The 21,863-nt window shown below is 59.2% G+C and carries 18 protein-coding genes, 3 tRNA genes and 3 rRNA genes; 5 read left to right on the forward strand and 19 right to left on the reverse strand.

The window, feature by feature from the left end; all coding sequences use genetic code 11:
* Positions 1-46: 46 nt before the first annotated feature.
* Entirely contained in the window at positions 47-367 is a 321-nt protein-coding gene (locus tag LDZ23_RS12355) for a hypothetical protein (protein ID WP_008344375.1), read from the forward strand.
* Positions 368-415: 48 nt separating this feature from the next.
* Here LDZ23_RS12355 and LDZ23_RS12360 read toward each other — a convergent pair whose 3' ends face one another.
* Complete coding sequence (locus LDZ23_RS12360) at positions 416-1,114, reverse strand: FadR/GntR family transcriptional regulator (protein ID WP_280519291.1); 699 nt, start codon at positions 1,112-1,114, stop codon at positions 416-418.
* 224 nt (positions 1,115-1,338) lie between these two features.
* On the opposite strand from LDZ23_RS12360, the gene LDZ23_RS12365 reads away from it, so the two are divergent.
* From LDZ23_RS12365 to LDZ23_RS12375, 3 genes are all read left to right on the forward strand, one after another.
* Positions 1,339-2,463, forward strand: a complete 1,125-nt coding sequence (locus LDZ23_RS12365; protein WP_034473910.1) for a mannitol dehydrogenase family protein — start codon at positions 1,339-1,341, stop codon at positions 2,461-2,463.
* Between the two features lie 97 nt (positions 2,464-2,560).
* Complete coding sequence (locus LDZ23_RS12370) at positions 2,561-3,847, forward strand: MFS transporter (RefSeq protein ID WP_008344369.1); 1,287 nt, start codon at positions 2,561-2,563, stop codon at positions 3,845-3,847.
* 16 nt (positions 3,848-3,863) lie between these two features.
* Positions 3,864-5,405 carry a D-arabinonate dehydratase gene (locus LDZ23_RS12375; RefSeq protein ID WP_175983098.1) on the forward strand — a complete coding sequence of 514 codons (1,542 nt, stop codon included), beginning with the start codon at positions 3,864-3,866 and terminating at the stop codon, positions 5,403-5,405.
* A 52-nt stretch (positions 5,406-5,457) separates the two neighbouring features.
* On the opposite strand, the gene LDZ23_RS12380 is transcribed toward LDZ23_RS12375, so the two are convergent.
* The 14 genes from LDZ23_RS12380 to LDZ23_RS12445 form a co-directional block, all read right to left on the reverse strand.
* Positions 5,458-5,790 (reverse strand): hypothetical protein, encoded by a 333-nt coding sequence (locus tag LDZ23_RS12380; RefSeq protein WP_244807658.1) that lies wholly within the window; start codon positions 5,788-5,790, stop codon positions 5,458-5,460.
* Between the two features lie 77 nt (positions 5,791-5,867).
* Positions 5,868-7,502 carry an NAD(P)/FAD-dependent oxidoreductase gene (locus tag LDZ23_RS12385; protein WP_244807659.1) on the reverse strand — a complete coding sequence of 545 codons (1,635 nt, stop codon included), beginning with the start codon at positions 7,500-7,502 and terminating at the stop codon, positions 5,868-5,870.
* Positions 7,503-7,652: 150 nt separating this feature from the next.
* Positions 7,653-7,765: ribosomal RNA gene (gene rrf / locus LDZ23_RS12390) — 5S ribosomal RNA — on the reverse strand.
* Positions 7,766-7,921: 156 nt separating this feature from the next.
* Positions 7,922-10,804, reverse strand: a 23S ribosomal RNA gene (locus LDZ23_RS12395).
* Positions 10,805-11,089: 285 nt separating this feature from the next.
* Positions 11,090-11,165: transfer RNA gene (locus tag LDZ23_RS12400), tRNA-Ala, on the reverse strand.
* A gap of 47 nt (positions 11,166-11,212) precedes the next feature.
* A tRNA-Ile gene (locus tag LDZ23_RS12405) sits at positions 11,213-11,289 on the reverse strand.
* A 63-nt stretch (positions 11,290-11,352) separates the two neighbouring features.
* Positions 11,353-12,884, reverse strand: a 16S ribosomal RNA gene (locus tag LDZ23_RS12410).
* Together the 16S, 23S and 5S rRNA genes with 3 tRNA genes alongside form the textbook arrangement of a ribosomal RNA operon.
* A 396-nt stretch (positions 12,885-13,280) precedes the next feature.
* Positions 13,281-13,356 (reverse strand) — tRNA-Thr (locus tag LDZ23_RS12415).
* Between the two features lie 18 nt (positions 13,357-13,374).
* On the reverse strand, positions 13,375-13,857 hold the full coding sequence (locus LDZ23_RS12420; RefSeq protein ID WP_008344157.1) for a ClpXP protease specificity-enhancing factor: 483 nt from the start codon (positions 13,855-13,857) through the stop codon (positions 13,375-13,377).
* 62 nt (positions 13,858-13,919) lie between these two features.
* Entirely contained in the window at positions 13,920-14,531 is a 612-nt protein-coding gene (locus LDZ23_RS12425) for a glutathione S-transferase N-terminal domain-containing protein (protein WP_008344155.1), read from the reverse strand.
* A 93-nt stretch (positions 14,532-14,624) separates the two neighbouring features.
* Positions 14,625-15,380, reverse strand: a complete 756-nt coding sequence (locus tag LDZ23_RS12430) for a cytochrome c1 (RefSeq protein ID WP_008344153.1) — start codon at positions 15,378-15,380, stop codon at positions 14,625-14,627.
* A 23-nt stretch (positions 15,381-15,403) separates the two neighbouring features.
* A complete protein-coding gene (locus LDZ23_RS12435; protein ID WP_175983058.1) occupies positions 15,404-16,786 on the reverse strand; it encodes a cytochrome b in 1,383 nt (460 codons plus the stop codon).
* Positions 16,787-17,407 (reverse strand): ubiquinol-cytochrome c reductase iron-sulfur subunit, encoded by a 621-nt coding sequence (petA, locus tag LDZ23_RS12440; protein WP_008344151.1) that lies wholly within the window; start codon positions 17,405-17,407, stop codon positions 16,787-16,789.
* Between the two features lie 218 nt (positions 17,408-17,625).
* Complete coding sequence (locus LDZ23_RS12445; RefSeq protein ID WP_008344150.1) at positions 17,626-18,372, reverse strand: Nif3-like dinuclear metal center hexameric protein; 747 nt, start codon at positions 18,370-18,372, stop codon at positions 17,626-17,628.
* A 20-nt stretch (positions 18,373-18,392) separates the two neighbouring features.
* Between LDZ23_RS12445 and LDZ23_RS12450 the strand changes: the two genes are divergently transcribed.
* Complete coding sequence (locus LDZ23_RS12450; RefSeq protein ID WP_008344149.1) at positions 18,393-19,610, forward strand: S1C family serine protease; 1,218 nt, start codon at positions 18,393-18,395, stop codon at positions 19,608-19,610.
* 97 nt (positions 19,611-19,707) lie between these two features.
* Here LDZ23_RS12450 and tatC read toward each other — a convergent pair whose 3' ends face one another.
* From tatC to LDZ23_RS12470, 4 genes are all read right to left on the reverse strand, one after another.
* Positions 19,708-20,484 (reverse strand): twin-arginine translocase subunit TatC, encoded by a 777-nt coding sequence (gene tatC / locus LDZ23_RS12455; protein ID WP_008344148.1) that lies wholly within the window; start codon positions 20,482-20,484, stop codon positions 19,708-19,710.
* 44 nt (positions 20,485-20,528) lie between these two features.
* Positions 20,529-21,056 (reverse strand): Sec-independent protein translocase protein TatB, encoded by a 528-nt coding sequence (gene tatB, locus LDZ23_RS12460; protein WP_008344147.1) that lies wholly within the window; start codon positions 21,054-21,056, stop codon positions 20,529-20,531.
* Positions 21,057-21,092: 36 nt separating this feature from the next.
* Positions 21,093-21,329 (reverse strand): Sec-independent protein translocase subunit TatA, encoded by a 237-nt coding sequence (tatA, locus tag LDZ23_RS12465; protein WP_008344146.1) that lies wholly within the window; start codon positions 21,327-21,329, stop codon positions 21,093-21,095.
* A gap of 155 nt (positions 21,330-21,484) precedes the next feature.
* Positions 21,485-21,847, reverse strand: a complete 363-nt coding sequence (locus LDZ23_RS12470) for a histidine triad nucleotide-binding protein (protein WP_008344145.1) — start codon at positions 21,845-21,847, stop codon at positions 21,485-21,487.
* Positions 21,848-21,863: the final 16 nt, after the last annotated feature.

Below are 21,863 nucleotides of genomic sequence, written 5' to 3' on the forward strand. Positions count from 1 at the left end.
CGCGGCGAATGCGACTCGCCGGCGCCATGAACATGAGAGGACGGCGATGGATGCGATCCCGGACAAGAAAGCAGAGAAACAATTTCAGGAGATGCTCGCGGCACTGACCGCGATGCCCGCGTGGAGCGAAAAGCAGCAACTCGAACTCGAAATGGCACGAGAGATTTCCGTGGAGATGTTGCGCCTCGCCGAATCGATGCGCGACGGCTCCACCGATATCGAAACGTGCCTGACCATGCTGAAGTACGCCAAGGTGATGGATTTCGTCCTGACGACGCTCGCGTCACGCCGCGAGATTGCGCCGCAAACGTTGCGCGTGATCTTCAAGCTGGCGGGTCTGAAGGTCGATGAAGCCTATCCGGGCTGACGCGATCGCGCGTCTGAAACCGGTGCGCGTTCCGAGCGCGCGCCGGCGTCAGCTTTTGCGTTTGGTCATGAGGCGCGCCGCGGACTGACGCATGTGCCGCTGCATCGCGGCTTGCGCCTGTATGGCGTCGCGCGCTTCCAGTGCTTCCAGAATCTCGCGATGCTCGCCAAGCGCGGCCGCCCACGTTTCCTCTCCTTCGAAGTGCCCACGCAGTGTCGATGACAGCGGACTATGCCGCTCGTCATACAGACTGCCGACCGTTCGCACGAGCACGTCGTTGCCGGTCATCTGCGCGATCGCGATGTGAAACGCGCGATCGGCCGCCATCGGCACCTGGCCGTTCGCGACTTCGCGCGCCATCGTCTCGTACACGGCGCGCAACGCCTTGATCTCTTTCGGTTTCGCGAACGGCGCGACGCTCGCCGTGATCGCGCCCTCGATTACGCCACGCGCGTTCATGATCTCGATCGGGCTTTCGCCCAGTTCCGCTTCGCTCGTCGCCGGCTTCGCCGACGGCGCCGCGACGATGTACACGCCCGAGCCCATGCGAATTTCGACGCGCCCTTCCAGTTCCAGCGCGACAAGCGCCTCGCGCACCGATGGCCGCGACACGCCGAGCGTCTGCGCCAGTTCGCGCTCGGACGGCAAGCGGCCGTTCGGCGCGAAATCCTGCTGTTCGATCAGCCCGCGCAGCTTGTCGGCGATCTGTAGATAGAGGCGACGCGTTTCGGCTGGTTTGACGCTCACGAGCTGGCTCCTGCTTTTCGTCTCGGGGAAAACGTGGATTGTAATCAGTGGAAGGGTTGACGCGCCGTGGGGCGGGCGTTTGCCGTCCGCAGACTGCTTACAAGTGGCTTGACCAATTCTATTTCAAGACACTAGTATGCAATCTGGTAAGGCCAGGTGGGCCAATTTTTTTACGGCGATCTGGAACCGTTCCCAGACGAAATTCCTCCCTAGCGCGCGCGACGATGAGCAATCCGATTCTCCAATTCGGCACCAGCCGCTTTTTGCAGGCACACGTCGATTTTTTCGTGACCGTTGCAGCGCGCCGCGATCCGGCGAAAGCGCTCGGCAAGATTACCGTCGTCCAGACGACGTCGAGCGCCGACAGCCGCGCGCGTGTCGAGGCCTTGCGCTCGGCCGGGCGTTATCCGGTGCGCATCCGTGGCCGTCAGCGCGATGAAACCATCGATATGACGGTCGAATGCGATGCCATCACCGAAGCGCTGCACGCGAACGAAGACTGGCCCTTGCTGATCGAGCGCGTGAAGCGCGACGTGAAAGTGATCGTCTCGAACACCGCCGACGCAGGGTACGCGCTTTTCGATGAAGACACCGCCGATCTGCTCGACGGCCAGCGCACGCCGCGCGGCTTCGCGGCAAAGCTCGCGGTGCTGCTGCACGCGCGGCATCGCGCCGGCGGCGCGCCGATCACGCTTCTGCCCTGCGAACTCGTTTCGCGCAACGGCGATACGCTGCGCGATCTGGTGATCGGCGTGGCGCGCGGCTGGAACGTCGACGACGCGTTCATCGCTTATCTGACGAACGACTGCGTGTGGGTGAATTCGCTCGTGGACCGCATCGTGTCGGAGCCGATACAACCTGTCGGCGCGATCGCGGAGCCGTACGCGCTGTGGGCGATCGAGCGTCAGGACGGCATGGTATTGCCGTGCGAGCACGAGGACATCGTCGTCACCGACGATCTCGCGCACTACGAACGCCTCAAGCTTCTGATGCTGAATCTCGGCCACACGATGCTCGCGCAGATCTGGCGCACGCGCGACGGCTCGCCGGACATGACCGTACTCGACGCGATGCGCGATCCGGCCTATCGCGAGCCGCTTGAAGCGACGTGGCGCGACGAAGTGCTTCCCGTATTCGCGGCGCTCGGCAAGGGCGACGTTGCGGCCGACTACCTCGCGAGCGTGCGCGACCGCTTCGAGAACCCGTTTCTCGTCCATCGGCTCGCTGACATCGCGCGCAATCACGACGAGAAGAAAGTTCGACGCTTTCAGCCCGTCATCGATCTGGCGCGCGAACTGAAGCTCGACATCGAACAAACGCGTCTTCGCGACGCACTCGAAACCGCCTGACGACCGGCCCGACCGATTTTCAATCACGGCTCACCGCGCCGGCATCGCGGATCGAGCTGGAACACATTGAAGTGCCGCCCCATTGAGGAGACAAACGATGCGCAAAATGCGTTGGGTAGTGATATTTCTGGCCTTTTTGGCAATCGCGATCAATTACATCGATCGTGCAAACCTTGCGGTCGCCGCGCCGCAAATCGAAAAAGCGCTCAATATCGGCCCGGCCGAAATGGGCTTCATCCTGAGCGGCTTCTTCTGGAGCTACGCGCTCATGCAGATGCCGTTCGGCTGGTTCGTCGATCGCGTCGGCGCACGCATCGCACTGCCGCTCGCGGTGGGCTGGTGGTCGGTGTTCACGGCGTTGACCGCGGTTGCGACGAGCGTCGTCGGCATGTTCGGCTGCCGCCTGATGCTGGGCGTCGGCGAAGCGGGCGCGTATCCGTCGTGCGCGAAGCTCGTGTCGCAATGGTTCACAAAATCGCAGCGCGCATTCGCGACCAGCATCTTCGATTCGGGCTCGCGCGTGGGTTCGGCACTGTCCATTCCGGTCGTCGCGTTCATCATCAGCTCGTTCGGCTGGGAAGCGTCGTTCGTCATTACCGGCGTGATCGGCTTCGTGTGGATTCTCGGCTGGTTCCTGATCTACCGTAACAAGTCGAAGGGCGATCTCACCGGCGAAACCGATGTCGCGCCGGTGCCGGTTGCGCCGAAGAACAAGGTGTCGTGGGCGTCGCTGTTCAAGTACCGCACGCTGTGGGGCATGATGCTCGGCTTCTTCTGCCTGAACTTCGTGATCTACTTCTTCATCACCTGGTTCCCGAGCTATCTCGTGCAGGCGCACGGCTTCTCGCTGAAATCGCTCGGCACGCTCGGCACGATTCCCGCGCTGATGTCGATTCCCGGCGGCTGGCTCGGCGGCTTCATCTCCGATTCGCTCTTCAAGCGCGGCTGGAGCCTGACCGCCGCACGCAAGACCTGCATGGTCGGTGGCATGCTGATGTCGTCCGTCATCACGCTGTGCGCGTTCGTCGAAAACATTTATCTGATGCTCGCGTTCTTCGGCATCGCTTACGCGAGTCTCGCGTTCGCCGCTGCATCGATCTGGTCGCTCCCGAGCGACGTCGCGCCGACGCCGGATCACGTCGCGTCGATCGGCGGCATCCAGAATTTCGCGTCGAATCTGGCAGGCATCGTCATCACCACGTTCACCGGCGTGATGCTCGCGATCACCAAGGGCTCGTTCGTGATTCCGCTGTGCGTCGCGGGCGGCTTCTGCTTCCTCGGCGCGTTCAGCTATCTTTTCATTGTCGGCAAGATCGAACCGCTCAATCGCGCCGAAGAAGAGCAAGCCCGGCGCGACGACGGTCGCGCACCTTCCACGGTCTGAGTCTGAGAACAAAACCATGTCCACCACATCCACCGACCATGCGGTCATCCGGCTGCATCCCAATGACGACGTCGTGATCGCGACGCGTCAGTTGCTCTCCGGCGCGCGGATCGCGTCGGAGGATCTCGTCGTCGCCGGGCTGATTCCGCCGGGCCACAAGATCGCGACGCGCGATATCGCGGCGGGCGCGCCCGTGAAGCGCTACAACCAGATCATCGGCGTGGCGAAGGAAGCGATCGCGCGCGGGCAGCACGTCCACACGCACAATCTGTCGATGGCCGATTTCGCGCGCGAGCACGCGTTCGGCGTCGATCTGCATCCGACGCCGTTCGTCGACAAGCCCGCGACTTTCATGGGCATCCGCCGCGAGGACGGCCGCGTCGCCACGCGCAATTTCGTCGGCGTGCTGACGAGCGTGAACTGCTCGGCGACGGTCGCCCGCGCGATCGCCGATCATTTCCGGCGCGACGTGCATCCGGAAGCGCTCGCGGATTACCCGAACGTCGACGGCGTGATCGCGCTGACGCACGGTCTCGGATGCGGCATCGACATGCAGGGCGAAGGGCTCGGCATCTTGCGGCGCACGCTTGCGGGTTACGCGGTGCATCCGAATTTTCATTCGGTGCTGTTCGTGGGTCTGGGATGCGAGACCAATCAGATTTCCGGTGTGCTCGAATCGAGCGGGCTGAAGGACGGTTCGCATCTGAAGAGCTTCACGATTCAGGATAGCGGCGGCACGCGCAAGACGATCGAACGCGGCATCGCGCTGGTGAAGGAAATGCTCGCCGATGCCAATCGCGTGCAGCGCGAGCCGCTGCCGGCGTCGCACCTGATCGTCGGTTTGCAGTGCGGCGGGTCGGATGGCTATTCGGGCATTTCGGCGAATCCCGCGTTGGGCGCGGCGGTCGACAAGCTCGTCGCGCATGGCGGCACGGCGATTCTTTCCGAAACGCCGGAAGTGTATGGCGCGGAGCATCTGCTGACGCGCCGCGCGGTGAGCCGCGAGGTCGGAGAGAAACTGCTCACGCGTATCAAGTGGTGGGAAGAATACTGCGCGCGCAATGGCGCGGCGATGGACAACAATCCGTCGGCAGGCAACAAGGTCGGCGGATTGACGACGATCCTCGAAAAATCGCTCGGCGCGGTCGCGAAAGGCGGGACAACGAATCTCGTCGAAGTGTACGAGTACGCTCAGCGCATCGACGCGAAAGGCTTCGTGTTCATGGATTCGCCCGGCTACGATCCGATGTCGGCGACGGGCCAGGTTGCATCGGGCGCAAATCTGATCTGCTTCACGACGGGACGCGGTTCGGCTTATGGATGCGCGCCGTCGCCGTCGCTCAAACTGGCGACGAACACCGCGCTGTGGGAACGCCAGGAAGAGGACATGGATATCAATTGCGGCGGCGTGATCGACGGCTCCGCGACCATCGAACAACTCGGCGACGAAATCTTCCAGATGATGCTCGACTGTGCGTCAGGCGTGGCGTCGAAGAGCGAACTCCACGGGTATGGGCAGAGTGAGTTCGTGCCTTGGCAGGTGGGTGTGGTGACTTGAGGCTTCTATTTTGGTGAAAAAACGCGCCGTGTTCCGGCGCGTTTTTCTTCGATCAGGCCGGTCCGAGGTCGATTTGGATTGGCTCGTCCGAGCAGTCGAACACCGTGCCGTGAAGCCGCACTTCGCGCCATTCGCGAAAGAGTTTGAGCGATCGCTTCTGCGGCCACAATGCGTCGTCCGTGTACCGGTCGTCGAGCATCTGGTCGAAGATCGTCTGCCAGTTTCGGTTGATCCATTTTTCGGCGGACTCGATAACATCGTCGCCTCCGCATGGAATCAGGAACGTGTTTGGGTCGTCGCGCGCCTCGTCGAAAAGAACGGGACGCTGCGGATCTGGTGCCGGATCGGCGCGATTGATCCAATCGACGAACGGCTGCTTCGGCAAGACGACAGCAACCGCTCGATTGGTGATGAGAAGCGCATCGGATGGCATGTTCGCGACCTCGTTGGGAGCGCGGACGATCAGACCGTCTCGGCGTGTTGCGCCATCATCTGCAACGCGACGGCTTCCGCCACTTCGATGCCGTCGATCGCAGCCGAATAGATGCCCCCAGCGTAGCCCGCGCCCTCTCCCGCCGGATAAAGCCCCTCCACATTGACGCTCTGATAGTCGTCCTTGCGACGCACGCGGATCGGCGACGACGTGCGCGTCTCGACACCGGTCAACACTGCGTCGTGCATCGCGAATCCCTTGATCTTCTTGTCGAGCTCGGGCAACGCTTCGCGAATCGCTTCGATCACGTAATCGGGCAGCGCGGTGCTCAGATCGGTCGGCTTTACGCCCGGCTTGTAGGACGGCGCCACGGAACCGAGCGAAGTGGATGCGCGCCCCGCGATGAAATCGCCGACGAGTTGCCCCGGCGCGGAGTAGTCGCCGCCGCCGAGTTCGAACGCGCGCTCTTCCCACTTGCGCTGAAACGCGATGCCGGCCAGCGGGCCGCCCGGGTAGTCATCCGGCGTAATGCCGACGACGATGCCCGCGTTCGCGTTACGCTCGGCGCGCGAATACTGGCTCATGCCGTTCGTCACGACGCGGCCCGGCTCGGACGTCGCCGCGACGACCGTGCCGCCCGGGCACATGCAGAAGCTATAGACCGCGCGTCCATTGCTGCAGTGATGGACCACTTTGTAGTCGGCGGCGCCGAGCTTTTCGTGGCCGGCGAATTTGCCGAAGCGGCTTCTGTCGATCACGCCTTGCGGATGCTCGATCCGGAAGCCGAGCGAGAACGGCTTGGCCTCCATGTAGACGCCGCGTTCGTGCAGCATCTCGAACGTATCGCGTGCGCTGTGACCGACGGCGAGCACGACGTGATCGCAGCGCAGCGTTTCGCCCGTCGAAAGTTTGAGCCCGCGCACCTTGCCGTTATCGATGTCGATGTCTTCAACCCGGTGCTGAAATCGCACTTCCCCGCCAAGCTGATGGATTTGCGCGCGCATCTTCTCGACCATGCTCACCAGCCGGAAGGTACCGATGTGCGGCCGGCTCAAATACAGAATGTCTTCCGGCGCGCCAGCTTTGACGAACTCGTCGAGCACCTTGCGGCCGTAATGTTTGGGATCTTTGATCTGGCTGTAGAGCTTGCCGTCCGAGAACGTGCCTGCGCCGCCTTCGCCGAACTGCACGTTCGATTCCGGATTGAGCTCGTTGCGACGCCAGAGGCCCCACGTGTCTTTCGTCCGCTCGCGCACCGCTTTGCCGCGTTCGAGAATGATCGGCCGAAAGCCCATCTGCGCGAGGATCAAGCCGGCGAAAAGCCCGCACGGTCCCATGCCGATGACGACGGGACGCAGCATCGTCGATTGCGCCGGCGCTTTTGCGACGAAACGATACGCCATGTCGGGCGTCACGCCGCAGTGCGGATGCGGATGCGCTTCCAGTCGCTTCAACACCGACGCTTCGTCTCGCACCTCGACATCGATGATGTAGGTGAGCTTGATATCGGCGCGCTTGCGGGCATCGTGTGCGCGGCGAAATACGTGAAAGCTCACGAGTTCGTTCGCGCCAACGCCGATTTCCGCGAGACGCGCGAGAACCGCAGTTTCGATAGCCGATTCGGGATGATCGAGCGAGAGCTTGAGTTCGCTTAGACGTAGCATGGGGAAATCGACGGCGCTGCCGTACTTTTTGAAAAGCTGTAGAGAGATTCTAGCGCTTGCGCAACGCGCACTTCGCGGATTTGCAGATACCGCGCTTCAAACGCAAAAACCCCACCTTTTGGGGTGGGGTTTTTGTTTGTAGCATGAGGAGCCTGACGATTACCTACTTTCACACGGGTATCCGCACTATCATCGGCGTGGAGTCGTTTCACGGTCCTGTTCGGGATGGGAAGGGGTGGGACCGACTCGCTATGGTCATCAGGCATGACTTGTTGTTGTCTCGCCTGGGTGGGCGCGACAACCAATCTGGGAAGAAGTAGAAGTGTTTGGGGAGTGAGTGTCGCACAACGATACTCAACCAGGGGTGGTATTGACCAAGCGCTGTGGCGCCAGGTCAGTACGTGAAACACACTGGTTATAGGATCAAGCCTTACGGGCAATTAGTATCAGTTAGCTCAATGCATTACTGCACTTACACACCTGACCTATCAACGTCCTGGTCTGGAACGACCCTTCAAGGGGCTCGAAGCCCCGGGGATATCTCATCTTAAGGCGAGTTTCCCGCTTAGATGCTTTCAGCGGTTATCTCTTCCGAACATAGCTACCCGGCGATGCGACTGGCGTCACAACCGGTACACCAGAGGTTCGTCCACTCCGGTCCTCTCGTACTAGGAGCAGCCCCCTTCAAATATCCAACGCCCACGGCAGATAGGGACCAAACTGTCTCACGACGTTTTAAACCCAGCTCACGTACCTCTTTAAATGGCGAACAGCCATACCCTTGGGACCGGCTACAGCCCCAGGATGAGATGAGCCGACATCGAGGTGCCAAACACCGCCGTCGATATGAACTCTTGGGCGGTATCAGCCTGTTATCCCCAGAGTACCTTTTATCCGTTGAGCGATGGCCCTTCCATACAGAACCACCGGATCACTATGACCTGCTTTCGCACCTGCTCGACTTGTCGGTCTCGCAGTTAAGCACGCTTATGCCATTGCACTATCAGCACGATTTCCGACCGTACCTAGCGTACCTTCGTACTCCTCCGTTACGCTTTGGGAGGAGACCGCCCCAGTCAAACTGCCTACCATGCACTGTCCCCGACCCGGATCACGGGCCAAGGTTAGAACCTCAAACAAACCAGGGTGGTATTTCAAGGACGGCTCCACCGAAACTGGCGTTCCGGTTTCATAGCCTCCCACCTATCCTACACAGATCGGTTCAAAGTCCAATGCAAAGCTACAGTAAAGGTTCATGGGGTCTTTCCGTCTAGCCGCGGGGAGATTGCATCATCACAAACACTTCAACTTCGCTGAGTCTCGGGAGGAGACAGTGTGGCCATCGTTACGCCATTCGTGCAGGTCGGAACTTACCCGACAAGGAATTTCGCTACCTTAGGACCGTTATAGTTACGGCCGCCGTTTACCGGGACTTCAATCAAGAGCTTGCACCCCATCATTTAATCTTCCGGCACCGGGCAGGCGTCACACCCTATACGTCCACTTTCGTGTTTGCAGAGTGCTGTGTTTTTATTAAACAGTCGCAGCCACCAGTTTATTGCAACCCTTTCACCCTCCTGGCGCAGGCCAGTCAAGCTACAAGGGCGTACCTTATCCCGAAGTTACGGTACCAATTTGCCGAGTTCCTTCTCCCGAGTTCTCTCAAGCGCCTTAGAATACTCATCTCGCCCACCTGTGTCGGTTTGCGGTACGGTCATCGTTAGACTGAAGCTTAGAGGCTTTTCTTGGAACCACTTCCAATTGCTTCGCTTCCGAAGAAGCTCGCGCCACGCCCTTGAATTACGCACCCGGATTTGCCTAAGTGCCTTCTCCAACGCAGCGACCGGGACGTCCAACACCCGGACAACCTTCCGCGATCCGTCCCCCCATCGCATCTAACAATGGTGCAGGAATATTGACCTGCTTCCCATCAGCTACGCATTTCTGCCTCGCCTTAGGGGCCGACTCACCCTACGCCGATGAACGTTGCGTAGGAAACCTTGGGCTTACGGCGAGGGGGCTTTTCACCCCCTTTATCGCTACTCATGTCAGCATTCGCACTTCCGATACCTCCAGCACGCTTTTCAACGCACCTTCGCAGGCTTACGGAACGCTCTCCTACCACACGTACTTGCGTACGCATCCGCAGCTTCGGTGACTGGCTTGAGCCCCGTTACATCTTCCGCGCAGGACGACTCGATCAGTGAGCTATTACGCTTTCTTTAAAGGGTGGCTGCTTCTAAGCCAACCTCCTGACTGTTTTAGCCTTCCCACTTCGTTTCCCACTTAGCCAATCTTTGGGACCTTAGCTGGCGGTCTGGGTTGTTTCCCTCTTGACACCGGACGTTAGCACCCGATGTCTGTCTCCCGTGATTGCACTCTTCGGTATTCGGAGTTTGCTATGGCGTAGTAATCCGCAATGGACCCCACAACCATGACAGTGCTCTACCCCCGAAGGTGATACACGAGGCACTACCTAAATAGTTTTCGGAGAGAACCAGCTATTTCCAAGTTTGTTTAGCCTTTCACCCCTATCCACAGCTCATCCCCTAACTTTTCAACGTTAGTGGGTTCGGTCCTCCAGTACGTGTTACCGCACCTTCAACCTGGCCATGGATAGATCACTTGGTTTCGGGTCTACGCCCAGCAACTGATCGCCCTGTTCGGACTCGCTTTCGCTACGCCTGCCTTAATCAGTTAAGCTCGCTACTGAACGTAAGTCGCTGACCCATTATACAAAAGGTACGCCGTCACCCGTTTCCAGGCTCCGACTGTTTGTATGCATGCGGTTTCAGGATCTATTTCACTCCCCTCCCGGGGTTCTTTTCGCCTTTCCCTCACGGTACTGGTTCACTATCGGTCGATCACGAGTATTTAGCCTTGGAGGATGGTCCCCCCATCTTCAGACAGGATTTCACGTGTCCCGCCCTACTTGTCGTACCCCTAGTTCTTCCTCGCTGTTTTCGTCTACAGGGCTATCACCTGCTATGGCCGCACTTTCCAGAGCGTTCGACTAACAACAAAGATAAAGAGTACAGGCTGATCCCATTTCGCTCGCCACTACTTTGGGAATCTCGGTTGATTTCTTTTCCTGCGGTTACTTAGATGTTTCAGTTCACCGCGTTCGCTCCACACAACCTATGTATTCAGTTGTGGGTACTCCATTAGGAGTGGGTTTCCCCATTCGGACATTTGTGGATCAAAGCTCGTTTGCCAGCTCCCCACAACTTTTCGCAGGCTACCGCGTCCTTCATCGCCTGTGATCGCCAAGGCATCCACCACATGCACTTGTTCGCTTGACCCTATAACAAGTGTGTCTCTCTCGAGCCACTCTCGCCATAGGCTGAGTATTCGCGTTGTGCCGTATTCCAAGTCATCGTCAAGATCACTTTTCATACTTGATACAATCACTACCCTGACTACCCGACTCGCACCCATCTCTAAGTGCTTTTAGATAGTCTCTTTACTACTTCTTCCAGATTGTTAAAGAACGTTTAGCCGACAAGCTCACTTCACTCGCCTGCGACATCAACTGGCTTTCAATCGCCAATGCAAAGTGCTTCACGAAACACTGCGCATTGAGGACTTGGTGGAGGATGACGGGATCGAACCGACGACCCCCTGCTTGCAAAGCAGGTGCTCTCCCAGCTGAGCTAATCCCCCGCGTCTTGCGTCTGCAGCCTCACTGACTGCCTGACTCATCTTGACCGTGGTGGGTCTGGTTGGATTCGAACCAACGACCCCCGCCTTATCAAGACGGTGCTCTAACCGACTGAGCTACAGACCCAAAGCCTGTCTTCAAACAACAGCCGATAAGCGTGAGCGCTTAACTTCGTGTGCGAAGCTCGAGAAAGGAGGTGATCCAGCCGCACCTTCCGATACGGCTACCTTGTTACGACTTCACCCCAGTCATGAATCCCACCGTGGTAAGCGCCCTCCTTGCGGTTAGGCTACCTACTTCTGGTGAAACCCACTCCCATGGTGTGACGGGCGGTGTGTACAAGACCCGGGAACGTATTCACCGCGGCATGCTGATCCGCGATTACTAGCGATTCCAGCTTCACGCAGTCGAGTTGCAGACTGCGATCCGGACTACGATCGGTTTTCTGGGATTGGCTCCACCTCGCGGCTTGGCAACCCTCTGTTCCGACCATTGTATGACGTGTGAAGCCCTACCCATAAGGGCCATGAGGACTTGACGTCATCCCCACCTTCCTCCGGTTTGTCACCGGCAGTCTCCTTAGAGTGCTCTTGCGTAGCAACTAAGGACAAGGGTTGCGCTCGTTGCGGGACTTAACCCAACATCTCACGACACGAGCTGACGACAGCCATGCAGCACCTGTGCGCCGGTTCTCTTTCGAGCACCCCCACCTTTCAGCAGGGTTCCGACCATGTCAAGGGTAGGTAAGGTTTTTCGCGTTGCATCGAATTAATCCACATCATCCACCGCTTGTGCGGGTCCCCGTCAATTCCTTTGAGTTTTAATCTTGCGACCGTACTCCCCAGGCGGTCAACTTCACGCGTTAGCTACGTTACTAAGGAAATGAATCCCCAACAACTAGTTGACATCGTTTAGGGCGTGGACTACCAGGGTATCTAATCCTGTTTGCTCCCCACGCTTTCGTGCATGAGCGTCAGTGTTGGCCCAGGAGGCTGCCTTCGCCATCGGTATTCCTCCACATCTCTACGCATTTCACTGCTACACGTGGAATTCTACCTCCCTCTGCCACACTCAAAGCCTGCCAGTCACCAATGCAGTTCCCAGGTTAAGCCCGGGGATTTCACATCGGTCTTAACAGACCGCCTGCGCACGCTTTACGCCCAGTAATTCCGATTAACGCTCGCACCCTACGTATTACCGCGGCTGCTGGCACGTAGTTAGCCGGTGCTTATTCTTCCGGTACCGTCATCCTCCATCCATATTAGGGACGAAGTTTTCTTTCCGGACAAAAGTGCTTTACAACCCGAAGGCCTTCTTCACACACGCGGCATTGCTGGATCAGGGTTGCCCCCATTGTCCAAAATTCCCCACTGCTGCCTCCCGTAGGAGTCTGGGCCGTGTCTCAGTCCCAGTGTGGCTGGTCGTCCTCTCAGACCAGCTACAGATCGTCGCCTTGGTAGGCCTTTACCCCACCAACTAGCTAATCTGCCATCGGCCGCCCCTATAGCGCGAGGTCCGAAGATCCCCCGCTTTCTCCCTTAGGTCGTATGCGGTATTAATCCGGCTTTCGCCGGGCTATCCCCCACTACAGGACACGTTCCGATGTATTACTCACCCGTTCGCCACTCGCCACCAGGGTTGCCCCCGTGCTGCCGTTCGACTTGCATGTGTAAGGCATGCCGCCAGCGTTCAATCTGAGCCAGGATCAAACTCTTCAGTTCAATACCTGTTACTGTTTTCTATTCTTCCGAATAGGTCGCTCACTCAACGTACTGACGATGATTTATTCCATCCAAAGATGGAAAAACCTTCCTCTGATACTTCGTGTGAGACTCTTGATACTTTTGCTATTACCGATTCCGGAGAACCAGCCGCACTCGCCATCAAGCGCCCACACTTATCGGCTGTTAGTTTTTAAAGAGCACATCGCAAGACAAGTCTTACTTCAACTTCCGTCTTGCGTCGCTGCATCAGCAGCAGAGAAACGAGATTATGAAGAACGTTTCGGTTCGTGTCAACAAGTTTTTGAAACGTTTCTTATCGATTCGACCTACTCGTCTTACCGACTCAAAGCAAACGGGTCGTGCGGACATCGCACGACCCGTCGACATAAGTCTTGGTGCCGGCTGCAGGACTCGAACCCGCCACCTGATGATTACAAATCAACTGCTCTACCAGATGAGCTAAGCCGGCGAAGCACGGAATTCTACTTCATTTAACGACTTTGAGGTGAGACCTCGCAGGCGATTTCGAATCGTCATCCGCTGCAGTTTGCGCATCCTCTTTCGGCGCGGTGTCTGCGGGTTCCTCGATCTGCCGCGTATCGCGCTCGGCCGATCGCGCGCCCACGGGAGCGCTCGTCAAATCCGAGCCGGAATGCGACTGCTCGACCGGGAACGCCATCCCCTGTCCGTTCTCGCGTGCGTAGATAGCGAGCACGTTCGCGACCTGCACTTCGATCTTGTGTGACTTGCCGGAGAAACGCGCGCTGAACTCGATCCACTCGTTGCCCATCTGCAACTGGCTCGTCGCCTCGAAACTGATGTTCAACACGATCTCGTCGTTGCGGACGAACTGGCGCGGCACGCGCGTAGCCGCATCGACCCGAACGGCGATGTGAGGCGTAAAACCATTGTCCGTGCACCATTCGTACAGTGCGCGCAACAAATACGGCTTGGTGGAAATCTCTTGCATCAACTTTCCTCTGTCGGAATGCGGCCGCGCAACGCGCGCCGCCGCGTCCCAACGCACTCAAACTATCGACGCATCACCTTTTCGGAAGGCGTCAGCGCTTCAATATAGGCCGGACGGCTGAAAATCCGCTCGGCGTACTTCATCAACGGTGCTGCGTTCTTCGACAGTTCGATGCCGTAGTGATCCAGACGCCACAGCAGCGGCGCAATCGCGACGTCGAGCATCGAGAACTCCTCTCCCAGCATGTACTTGTTCTTCAGGAAGATCGGGGCGAGCTGCGTGAGGCGATCGCGGATCGCGCTGCGCGCCTTCTCGTGATTCTTCTCGGCGGCCTTGCCCTTTTCGTTTTCCAGCGTGCCGACGTGAACGAACAGTTCCTTTTCGAAGTTCAGCAGGAACAGGCGTGCGCGGGCGCGCTGCACCGGATCGGCCGGCATGAGTTGCGGATGCGGGAAACGCTCGTCGATATATTCGTTAATGATATTCGACTCGTACAGGATCAGGTCGCGCTCGACGAGGATCGGGACCTGTCCGTAAGGGTTCATCACCGCGATGTCTTCCGGCTTGTTGAACAGGTCAACGTCGCGAATCTCGAAATCCATGCCCTTTTCGAACAACACCAGCCGGCAGCGCTGGGAGAAGGGGCAAGTAGTGCCGGAATACAGAACCATCATGTTTTTAAAGTTCCTTCAGTAAACTCGAAGGGCCGGCCGCGGCGTTTCCTCGCGGAAAACGCCGTCGCGCCGACCCACGCCTTCGAAGGCGCGCTATTTGATATCTTTCCAGTATGCCGCGTTCAGGCGCCACGCGAGGAAGCTCAAGAACGCCAGGAACAGCAAAACCCAGACGCCGAGCCGCTTGCGCGTCTGCTGCGCGGGTTCCGCCATCCACGACATGTACGAAACGAGATCGGCCACAGTTGAATCATAATCCACGGACGACATGGCACCAGGTGTAACCTGAGTGTAACCGACGAATCTTCGTACCTTTTCGCCCGTCTTTTCGTCCGTATCGGTCTCGAATTTCGCGTCCCGGACGCCTTGGAGCGTCCAAAGCACGTGCGGCATGCCGACGTTTTCGTAGACGCGATTATTCCAGCCGGTCGGCCGCGTCGGATCGTGATAGAAACTCCGCAGGTACGTGTAGAGCCAGTCCCTGCCGCGCGCCCGCGCTTCGACGGACAGATCCGGCGGCGACGCACCGAACCACGCTTTCGCATCTTCCGGGCGCATCGCGATCGACATCGTGTTGCCGACCTTGTCCGTCGTAAAGAGCAGATTCTCTCGAATCTGCTTCTCGCTGATGCCGATATCGGTCAGCCGGTTGTACCGCATCAACGTCGCGCTGTGGCAATTCAGGCAGTAGTTTACAAAAACTTGTGCGCCGTGCTGCAAGGACGCGAGATTGTCGGAACTGTCGGGCGCCCGATCGAGCACCGCTTCTTCCTGCGCGAACGCCGGCGGTGCGCAGAACGAGAGCATCGCCGCACCGATCATCGCTATTGTAGAGAGCCATTTTTTCATCGTATTCGTCTCCGGACGTGCGCTCAGTGAGGTTTGTAGTGCACTCGCTCAGGCGGCGTCTTGAATTTGCCGCGCGGCGTCCAGAAAGGCATGCCGAGGAAGAACGCGAAGTAGATCAGCGCGCAGATCTGCGCGATCAGCGTCGCGGCCGGCGATGGCGGTCGCGTGCCCAGGAAGCCGAGCATCAGGAACGCGAACACGAATATCGCGTAGAAGACCTTGTGAAAGAGCGGCCGATAGCGAATCGACTTCACCGGACTGCGGTCCAGCCAGGGCAGGAAGAACAGCGACACGACCGCCGTGCCCATCACGACGACGCCCCAGAACTTCGACTCCGTCAGCGCCATGAAAATCAGCACGAGCACAGCGAGCACCGGCAGGCCGAGCTTCCATTTCCCGCGCGCCTTGACGAGCGCGAGCACGCCGAGCAGCGCGATCACGATCATCAGCACGATCTTGAACGGATCGGTCGTCGCGCGAAGCATCGCGTAGAACGCGGTGAAGTACCACACCGGCGCGATTTCCGGCGGCGTCTGCAACGGATTGGCCGGCACGAAGTTGTTGGCTTCGAGGAAATAGCCGCCCATTTCCGGCGCGAAAAAGATGATCGCCGCGAAGATCAGCAGGAACACGCACACGCCCATGAAGTCGTGCACCGAGTAGTACGGATGAAACGGAATGCCGTCGAGCGGAATGCCGTTCGCGTCCTTCTTCGCCTTGATCTCGACGCCGTCCGGATTGTTCGAGCCGACTTCGTGCAGCGCGACGAGGTGCGCGACCACGAGTCCGATCAGCACGAGCGGAATCGCGATGACATGGAACGCGAAGAAGCGGTTCAGCGTGACATCGGAGACGACGTAATCGCCGCGAATCCACAGCGACAGATCCGGACCGATGAACGGAATCGCCGAGAACAGGTTGACGATCACCTGCGCGCCCCAGAACGACATCTGCCCCCACGGCAGCAGATAGCCGAAGAACGCTTCGGCCATGAGGCACAGGAAGATCGCGCAACCGAAGATCCACACGAGTTCGCGCGGCTTGCGATACGACCCGTACATCAGCCCGCGGAACATGTGCAGATACACGACGACGAAGAACATCGACGCGCCCGTCGAATGCATGTAGCGAATGAGCCAGCCCCACGGCACCTCGCGCATGATGTACTCGACCGAGGCGAACGCGAGCGTCGCATCGGGCTTGTAGTTCATCGTGAGGAAAATACCGGTGACGATCTGATTCACCAGCACCAGCAACGCGAGCGAGCCGAAGAAGTACCAGAAGTTGAAGTTCTTCGGCGCGTAATACTCGGATACGTGTTTCTTCCAGGTCGAGGTCAGCGGAAACCGGCGATCGATCCAACCGGTCAGGCCCGTTGTCTCTACTTCCTTGTCTGCGGTCGCCATTTACGCCTCTCCCTTTTCGTCCTTGCCGATCACGAGTTGCGTCGCGGAAGTGAACATGAACGGTGGAATGTCCAGGTTCTGCGGCGCGGGCTTGTTCTTGAAGACGCGGCCGGCCATGTCATAGGTCGAGCCGTGGCACGGGCAAAGGAAGCCGCCCGGCCAGTTATCGGGGAGATTGGGTTGGGGACCCTCGGTGAAACGCGGCGTCGGCGTGCAGCCCAGATGCGTGCACACGGCAACCGCCACGAAAATGTTCTTGTGATCCGCGCGCGAACGATACTCGTTGTTGCAGTACTCCGGCAACGGCATCGAGAATTCCATCTTCGACTTCGGGTCGGCTACTTCGTTGTCGGCCTTCTTGACGTCGGCCAGCATTTCGTCGGTGCGATTCACGATCCACACCGGCTTGCCGCGCCAGGCGACGGTCATCATGTCGCCCGGCTTCAGTCCGCTGATATCGACCTCGACAGGCGCGCCCGCCGCCTTGGCCTTCTCCGATGGAGCAAACGAACCTACAAAGGGAACTACGGTTGCCACTGCTCCGAAACCACCTGCTGCGGTCGTCGCAATCAGCCAGGTACGGCGGCCGCCGTCGACGCGTTTTTCATCCTTGTCTCGCATCACACGCCCCACTTCTGAGTTGGATTTATACCGTCACATCAGTTGTTCCGCCGTTAGTGTGCGCGAATGGAGTTGGCATTTACAAGGGCTGACTAGCAAAAATCACTCGAAGTGATTGATGCTTCAGGGTTTTCCCCACGTTTTTCGCGCAACATCGTGAAGCGTTCATTTAAGGCAACCGCAAGCGCAGATAATCGCGCCCACAGCTTAATCGGTCATTAAACCGGATTATCGATATCGATAAAAAGATGCTCGATATCGAATTGCTCGGACAGATGCGCGCCCACGGCCTGCACGCCATAGCGCTCCGTCGCGTGATGCCCGGCCGCGATGTACGCCACGCCCGATTCCGCCGCGATATGCATGGTTTGCTCCGAGACTTCGCCGCTCAGATACACGTCCGCGCCCGCCGCGATGGCCTCTTCGAAGTAACCTTGTGCGCCGCCCGTGCACCACGCCACGCGGCGCAATTCCTTGTCTGTGTCGCCGAACACGAGCGGCTTCCTGCCGAGCGCGTTCTCGACCATCGCGCTGAAGTGCTCGAGCGGGAGCGGCATGCCGAGCGTCGCGATCCAGCCGAGATCCTGATTCGCGAAGCGCGCGTCCGCGATCAGTCCGAGGCGTGCGCCGATCTGCGCGTTGTTGCCGAGTTCCGGATGCGAGTCGAGCGGAAGATGATAGGCGAAGAGATTGATGTCGTTGGCAATCAGCGTGCGCAATCTTCGATGCTTGCGCCCGGTGATCTGCGGCGCCTCATTGCGCCAGAAGTAGCCGTGATGCACGAGCACCGTGTCCGCGCCCCACTCCAGCGCGGCTTCGAGAAAGGCTTGCGAGGCGGTCACGCCGGTTGCGATCTTCTGCACGCGGCGCGCCCCTTCAACCTGCAGACCGTTCGGGCAATAGTCCTTGAAGCGGCCGATTTCCAGCAGATTGTTCAGATACAATTCGAGTTCGATCCGATCCATGAATTCCTCTATCCCTTCAAATGCTTAGACGCTTCTGGCTATTTTTTGCCCAAGCGGTCACCGTGCTTTTGGCCCTGATGTTCATCATCGCGACCTTGAAGCCGCAGTGGCTTCAACGTCAGGGTCAATTCGGCAAGCAGCTTGCCGAGCCGATCGTCGCGTTGCAGGAAGTGGCGCCGAGCATCGGCTCGCGCCCCGTTCAGTCGTCCTTTTCGGAAGGCGCGCAAAAGGCGATGCCGGCCGTCGTGAACGTGTTCTCCAGCAAGGACGGCAATCTGCCGCCCGACCCGCGCGCGAAAGACCCGCTGTTCCGCTACTTCTTCGGCGACAAGAACAAGCGCAAGAGCGACGAGCCGCCCGCGTCGAATCTCGGCTCCGGTGTCATCGTCAGCTCGGAAGGTTACATTCTAACGAACCAGCATGTCGTCGACGGGGCGGATCAAATCGAAGTCGCGCTCGCCGATGGTCGCACGTCCAGCGCGAAAGTGATCGGCGTCGATCCGGAAACCGACCTCGCCGTGCTGAAGATCAACATGACCAACCTGCCGACCATCACGCTCGGGCGAATGGATCAGACGCGCGTCGGCGATGTCGTGCTCGCGATCGGCAATCCGTTCGGCGTCGGCCAGACGGTCACGATGGGCATCGTCAGCGCGCTCGGGCGCAATCACCTCGGCATCAACACGTTCGAGAACTTCATCCAGACCGACGCCGCCATCAACCCCGGCAATTCGGGCGGTGCGCTGGTCGACGTGAACGGCAACCTGCTGGGCATCAACACGGCGATCTATTCGCGCAGCGGCGGCTCGCTCGGCATCGGCTTCGCGATTCCCGTGTCGACCGCGCGCAGCGTGCTGGAAAGCATCATCACGACGGGCAGCGTGACGCGCGGCTGGATCGGCGTCGAACCGCAGGACGTGACGCCGGAGATCGCCGAATCGTTCGGGCTGGATCAGAAGTCCGGCGCGATTGTCGCGGGCGTGCTGCAGGGCGGCCCGGCGGACAAGGCGGGCATCAAGCCGGGCGATATCCTCGTGTCGATCAACGACGACACGATCACCGACACGACGCGCCTACTCAACGTCGTCGCGCAGATCAAGCCGGGCACGTCGGTGAAGGTCCATCTGATGCGCAAGAACAAGGAACTGGATCTCAACGTGATGATCGGCAAGCGCCCCGCGCCGCCGCGCGCACCGCAAATGCCGGATGACGATCAAGGCGATCAGGGCGACGAGTAAAACGCGACGTCCGTAAAACGAAAAGGCAGCTTCGATCGCTCGAAGCTGCCTTTTTCTTATCTCGAACACTCGCTCTGGCGCGACAATACGCCGCACTTTACTCCGCCGCCGGCTCCTCGTTCTTGACCTGTTCCTTGCCGACGACGAGCCGCGCCGCGATGATCCCCGCTTCATAAAGAATGACGAGGGGAATCGCGAGAATGAGTTGCGAGAAAACGTCGGGCGGCGTGACGACCGCGGAAATGATGAACGCGCCGACGATCACGTAAGGACGAATCTGCTTGAGCTTCTGAATCGAGACGACGCCCATGCGCGCAAGCAGCACGACGACGATCGGCACCTCGAACGTCACGCCGAACGCGATGAACATCGTCAGCACGAAGCTCAGGTAATTGTCGATATCCGTGGTCATCTCCGCGCCGAGCGGCGCGTTGTAGTGCGCCATCACGCGGAAGATGGTCGGGAACACGACGAAGTACGCGAACGCCATGCCGCACAGAAAAAGCGTATAGCTGCTGAAAACGAGCGGCCCGACGAGCTTCTTTTCATGCTGATACAAACCCGGCGCGACGAACGCCCAGACCTGATACAGCACGAAGGGCAGCGCGATCACGAAGGCGACGAGCATCGTGACTTTCATCGGCACGAAGAACGAGCCGGTGACGTCCGTGACGATCATCTTGCCGTCCGCGGGCAGGTTCTGCATCAGCGGACGCGCCAGCAGCTTGAAGATGTCCGGCGCCCAATACACAAGCGCGATGAACACGACGATGACCGATGCGCCCGCGCGGATGATGCGGTCGCGCAATTCGACCAGATGCGAAATGAACGTCTCTTCGACGGGCTCTTCTTTAGTGTGTTGCGGGTCGCTCACGCCGGCCCTCGGTAGAAATCATCGATGAAGGAATCGCGGCACGCTCAGAAGAACTTCGTCTGCCGGCGCAGGGTGGCGGGCGTGTGGCGAGCGACGCGCGCCGCGCCCGATTGAACCCGCGTGCGACGCGAGGTCGTGCGCTTGTACCAGTTGGGAATCGCCGCCTGCTTCACGCGCCAGTTCTTGCGCCGGGTCGACGTCGATGAAGACGTAGCGGCCCAGGGCTTGTCCGACGCGGCGCTGTCCGCTGAATCAGCGCCGCCAGCGATGCTCGGCGCGACCGACGTGCCGTCTTTCCAGGCATCGTTCAGCTCGGATTCGTGGCGCTTCAGCGTGTCGTGAATCGTCGATTCGACATTCGACGCCGCGTTTTCGAACTCGGTCCGCATTTTCTTCAGCTCATCGAGTTCCATCTCGCGCGCGACTTCCGATTTGACGTCGTTGATATAGCGCTGCGCGCGCCCGAAGAGCGCCCCCGCCGTACGTGCGACGCCGGGCAGGCGCTCCGGCCCGAGGACCACCAGCGCCACGACGCCGATGACCGCCATTTTGGTCAGACCGAGATCGAGCATTGAACGAAAAGTGGAGAGTTACCGTCGGCAGACGGATCAGCGATAGTCGCCCGAGCGCGACTTGTCTTTCGCCTCGACGTCCACGGCGCCGTTACGCGGCAGTTCGCGCTGATCGGCCGAATTCGCCGGCGTGTCGCCCTCGCGCATGCCTTCCTTGAAGCCCTTCACCGCGCCGCCCAGATCGCCGCCGATATTGCGCAGCTTCTTCGTGCCGAACACGAGCGCTACGATCAGCAGAACGATCAACCAATGCCAAATGCTTAACGAACCCATGAATGAAAACTCTCCGTGATTCCGCCCCGATTTGGGTACCGATGACGGAAGATCGGCCTGGCGGCCCCGGCCGAGGCACGTCGCCTCGGCTCAACTATCGATTTTGCTCGCCCAATATTTCATTGGAAAGGAGAATGCAAACAAAGATTGCAGCATTACCCCATTCGGCGCCACGGGCGCTCGCCGGCCAGCAAATGCGCGTGGATGTGATACACCTCTTGCCCGCCGCCCGGACCGGTATTGATTACCGTTCGAAAGCCGGTGTCGCCTCCCGTGTAGGAGACACCCAGATCTTTCGCCAACCGTCCGACGAGACTCACCATTCTACCAAGTAGCGGACTGTCACTTTCTGTGCAGTGGGAAAGTGTTTCAATATGTTTGCGCGGAATGACCAGCACGTGCACCGGCGCGGCAGGATTGATGTCGTTGAAGGCGACGAACTCATCGTCCTCATAGACCTTCGTGCTCGGCAGTTGCCCGGAAGCGATCTTGCAGAAAATGCAGTTGTCTTGACTCATTGAGTTGCCGGATTTC

The organism is Caballeronia zhejiangensis, from assembly GCF_022879815.1.
Taxonomy (GTDB): domain Bacteria; phylum Pseudomonadota; class Gammaproteobacteria; order Burkholderiales; family Burkholderiaceae; genus Caballeronia; species Caballeronia zhejiangensis.

Bases quoted from the DNA above. Each gene is read 5' to 3' on its own strand.
- LDZ23_RS12355 (WP_008344375.1), top strand. From the start codon at position 47: ATGGATGCGATCCCGGACAAGAAAGCAGAGAAACAATTTCAGGAGATG.
- LDZ23_RS12365 (WP_034473910.1), top strand. From the start codon at position 1,339: ATGAGCAATCCGATTCTCCAATTCGGCACCAGCCGCTTTTTGCAGGCA.
- LDZ23_RS12370 (WP_008344369.1), top strand. From the start codon at position 2,561: ATGCGCAAAATGCGTTGGGTAGTGATATTTCTGGCCTTTTTGGCAATC.
- LDZ23_RS12375 (WP_175983098.1), top strand. From the start codon at position 3,864: ATGTCCACCACATCCACCGACCATGCGGTCATCCGGCTGCATCCCAAT.
- LDZ23_RS12385 (WP_244807659.1), bottom strand. From the start codon at position 7,502: ATGCTACGTCTAAGCGAACTCAAGCTCTCGCTCGATCATCCCGAATCG.
- LDZ23_RS12420 (WP_008344157.1), bottom strand. From the start codon at position 13,857: ATGCAAGAGATTTCCACCAAGCCGTATTTGTTGCGCGCACTGTACGAA.
- LDZ23_RS12425 (WP_008344155.1), bottom strand. From the start codon at position 14,531: ATGATGGTTCTGTATTCCGGCACTACTTGCCCCTTCTCCCAGCGCTGC.
- LDZ23_RS12430 (WP_008344153.1), bottom strand. From the start codon at position 15,380: ATGAAAAAATGGCTCTCTACAATAGCGATGATCGGTGCGGCGATGCTC.
- LDZ23_RS12435 (WP_175983058.1), bottom strand. From the start codon at position 16,786: ATGGCGACCGCAGACAAGGAAGTAGAGACAACGGGCCTGACCGGTTGG.
- petA (WP_008344151.1), bottom strand. From the start codon at position 17,407: ATGCGAGACAAGGATGAAAAACGCGTCGACGGCGGCCGCCGTACCTGG.
- LDZ23_RS12445 (WP_008344150.1), bottom strand. From the start codon at position 18,372: ATGGATCGGATCGAACTCGAATTGTATCTGAACAATCTGCTGGAAATC.
- LDZ23_RS12450 (WP_008344149.1), top strand. From the start codon at position 18,393: ATGCTTAGACGCTTCTGGCTATTTTTTGCCCAAGCGGTCACCGTGCTT.
- tatB (WP_008344147.1), bottom strand. From the start codon at position 21,056: ATGCTCGATCTCGGTCTGACCAAAATGGCGGTCATCGGCGTCGTGGCG.
- tatA (WP_008344146.1), bottom strand. From the start codon at position 21,329: ATGGGTTCGTTAAGCATTTGGCATTGGTTGATCGTTCTGCTGATCGTA.
- LDZ23_RS12470 (WP_008344145.1), bottom strand. From the start codon at position 21,847: ATGAGTCAAGACAACTGCATTTTCTGCAAGATCGCTTCCGGGCAACTG.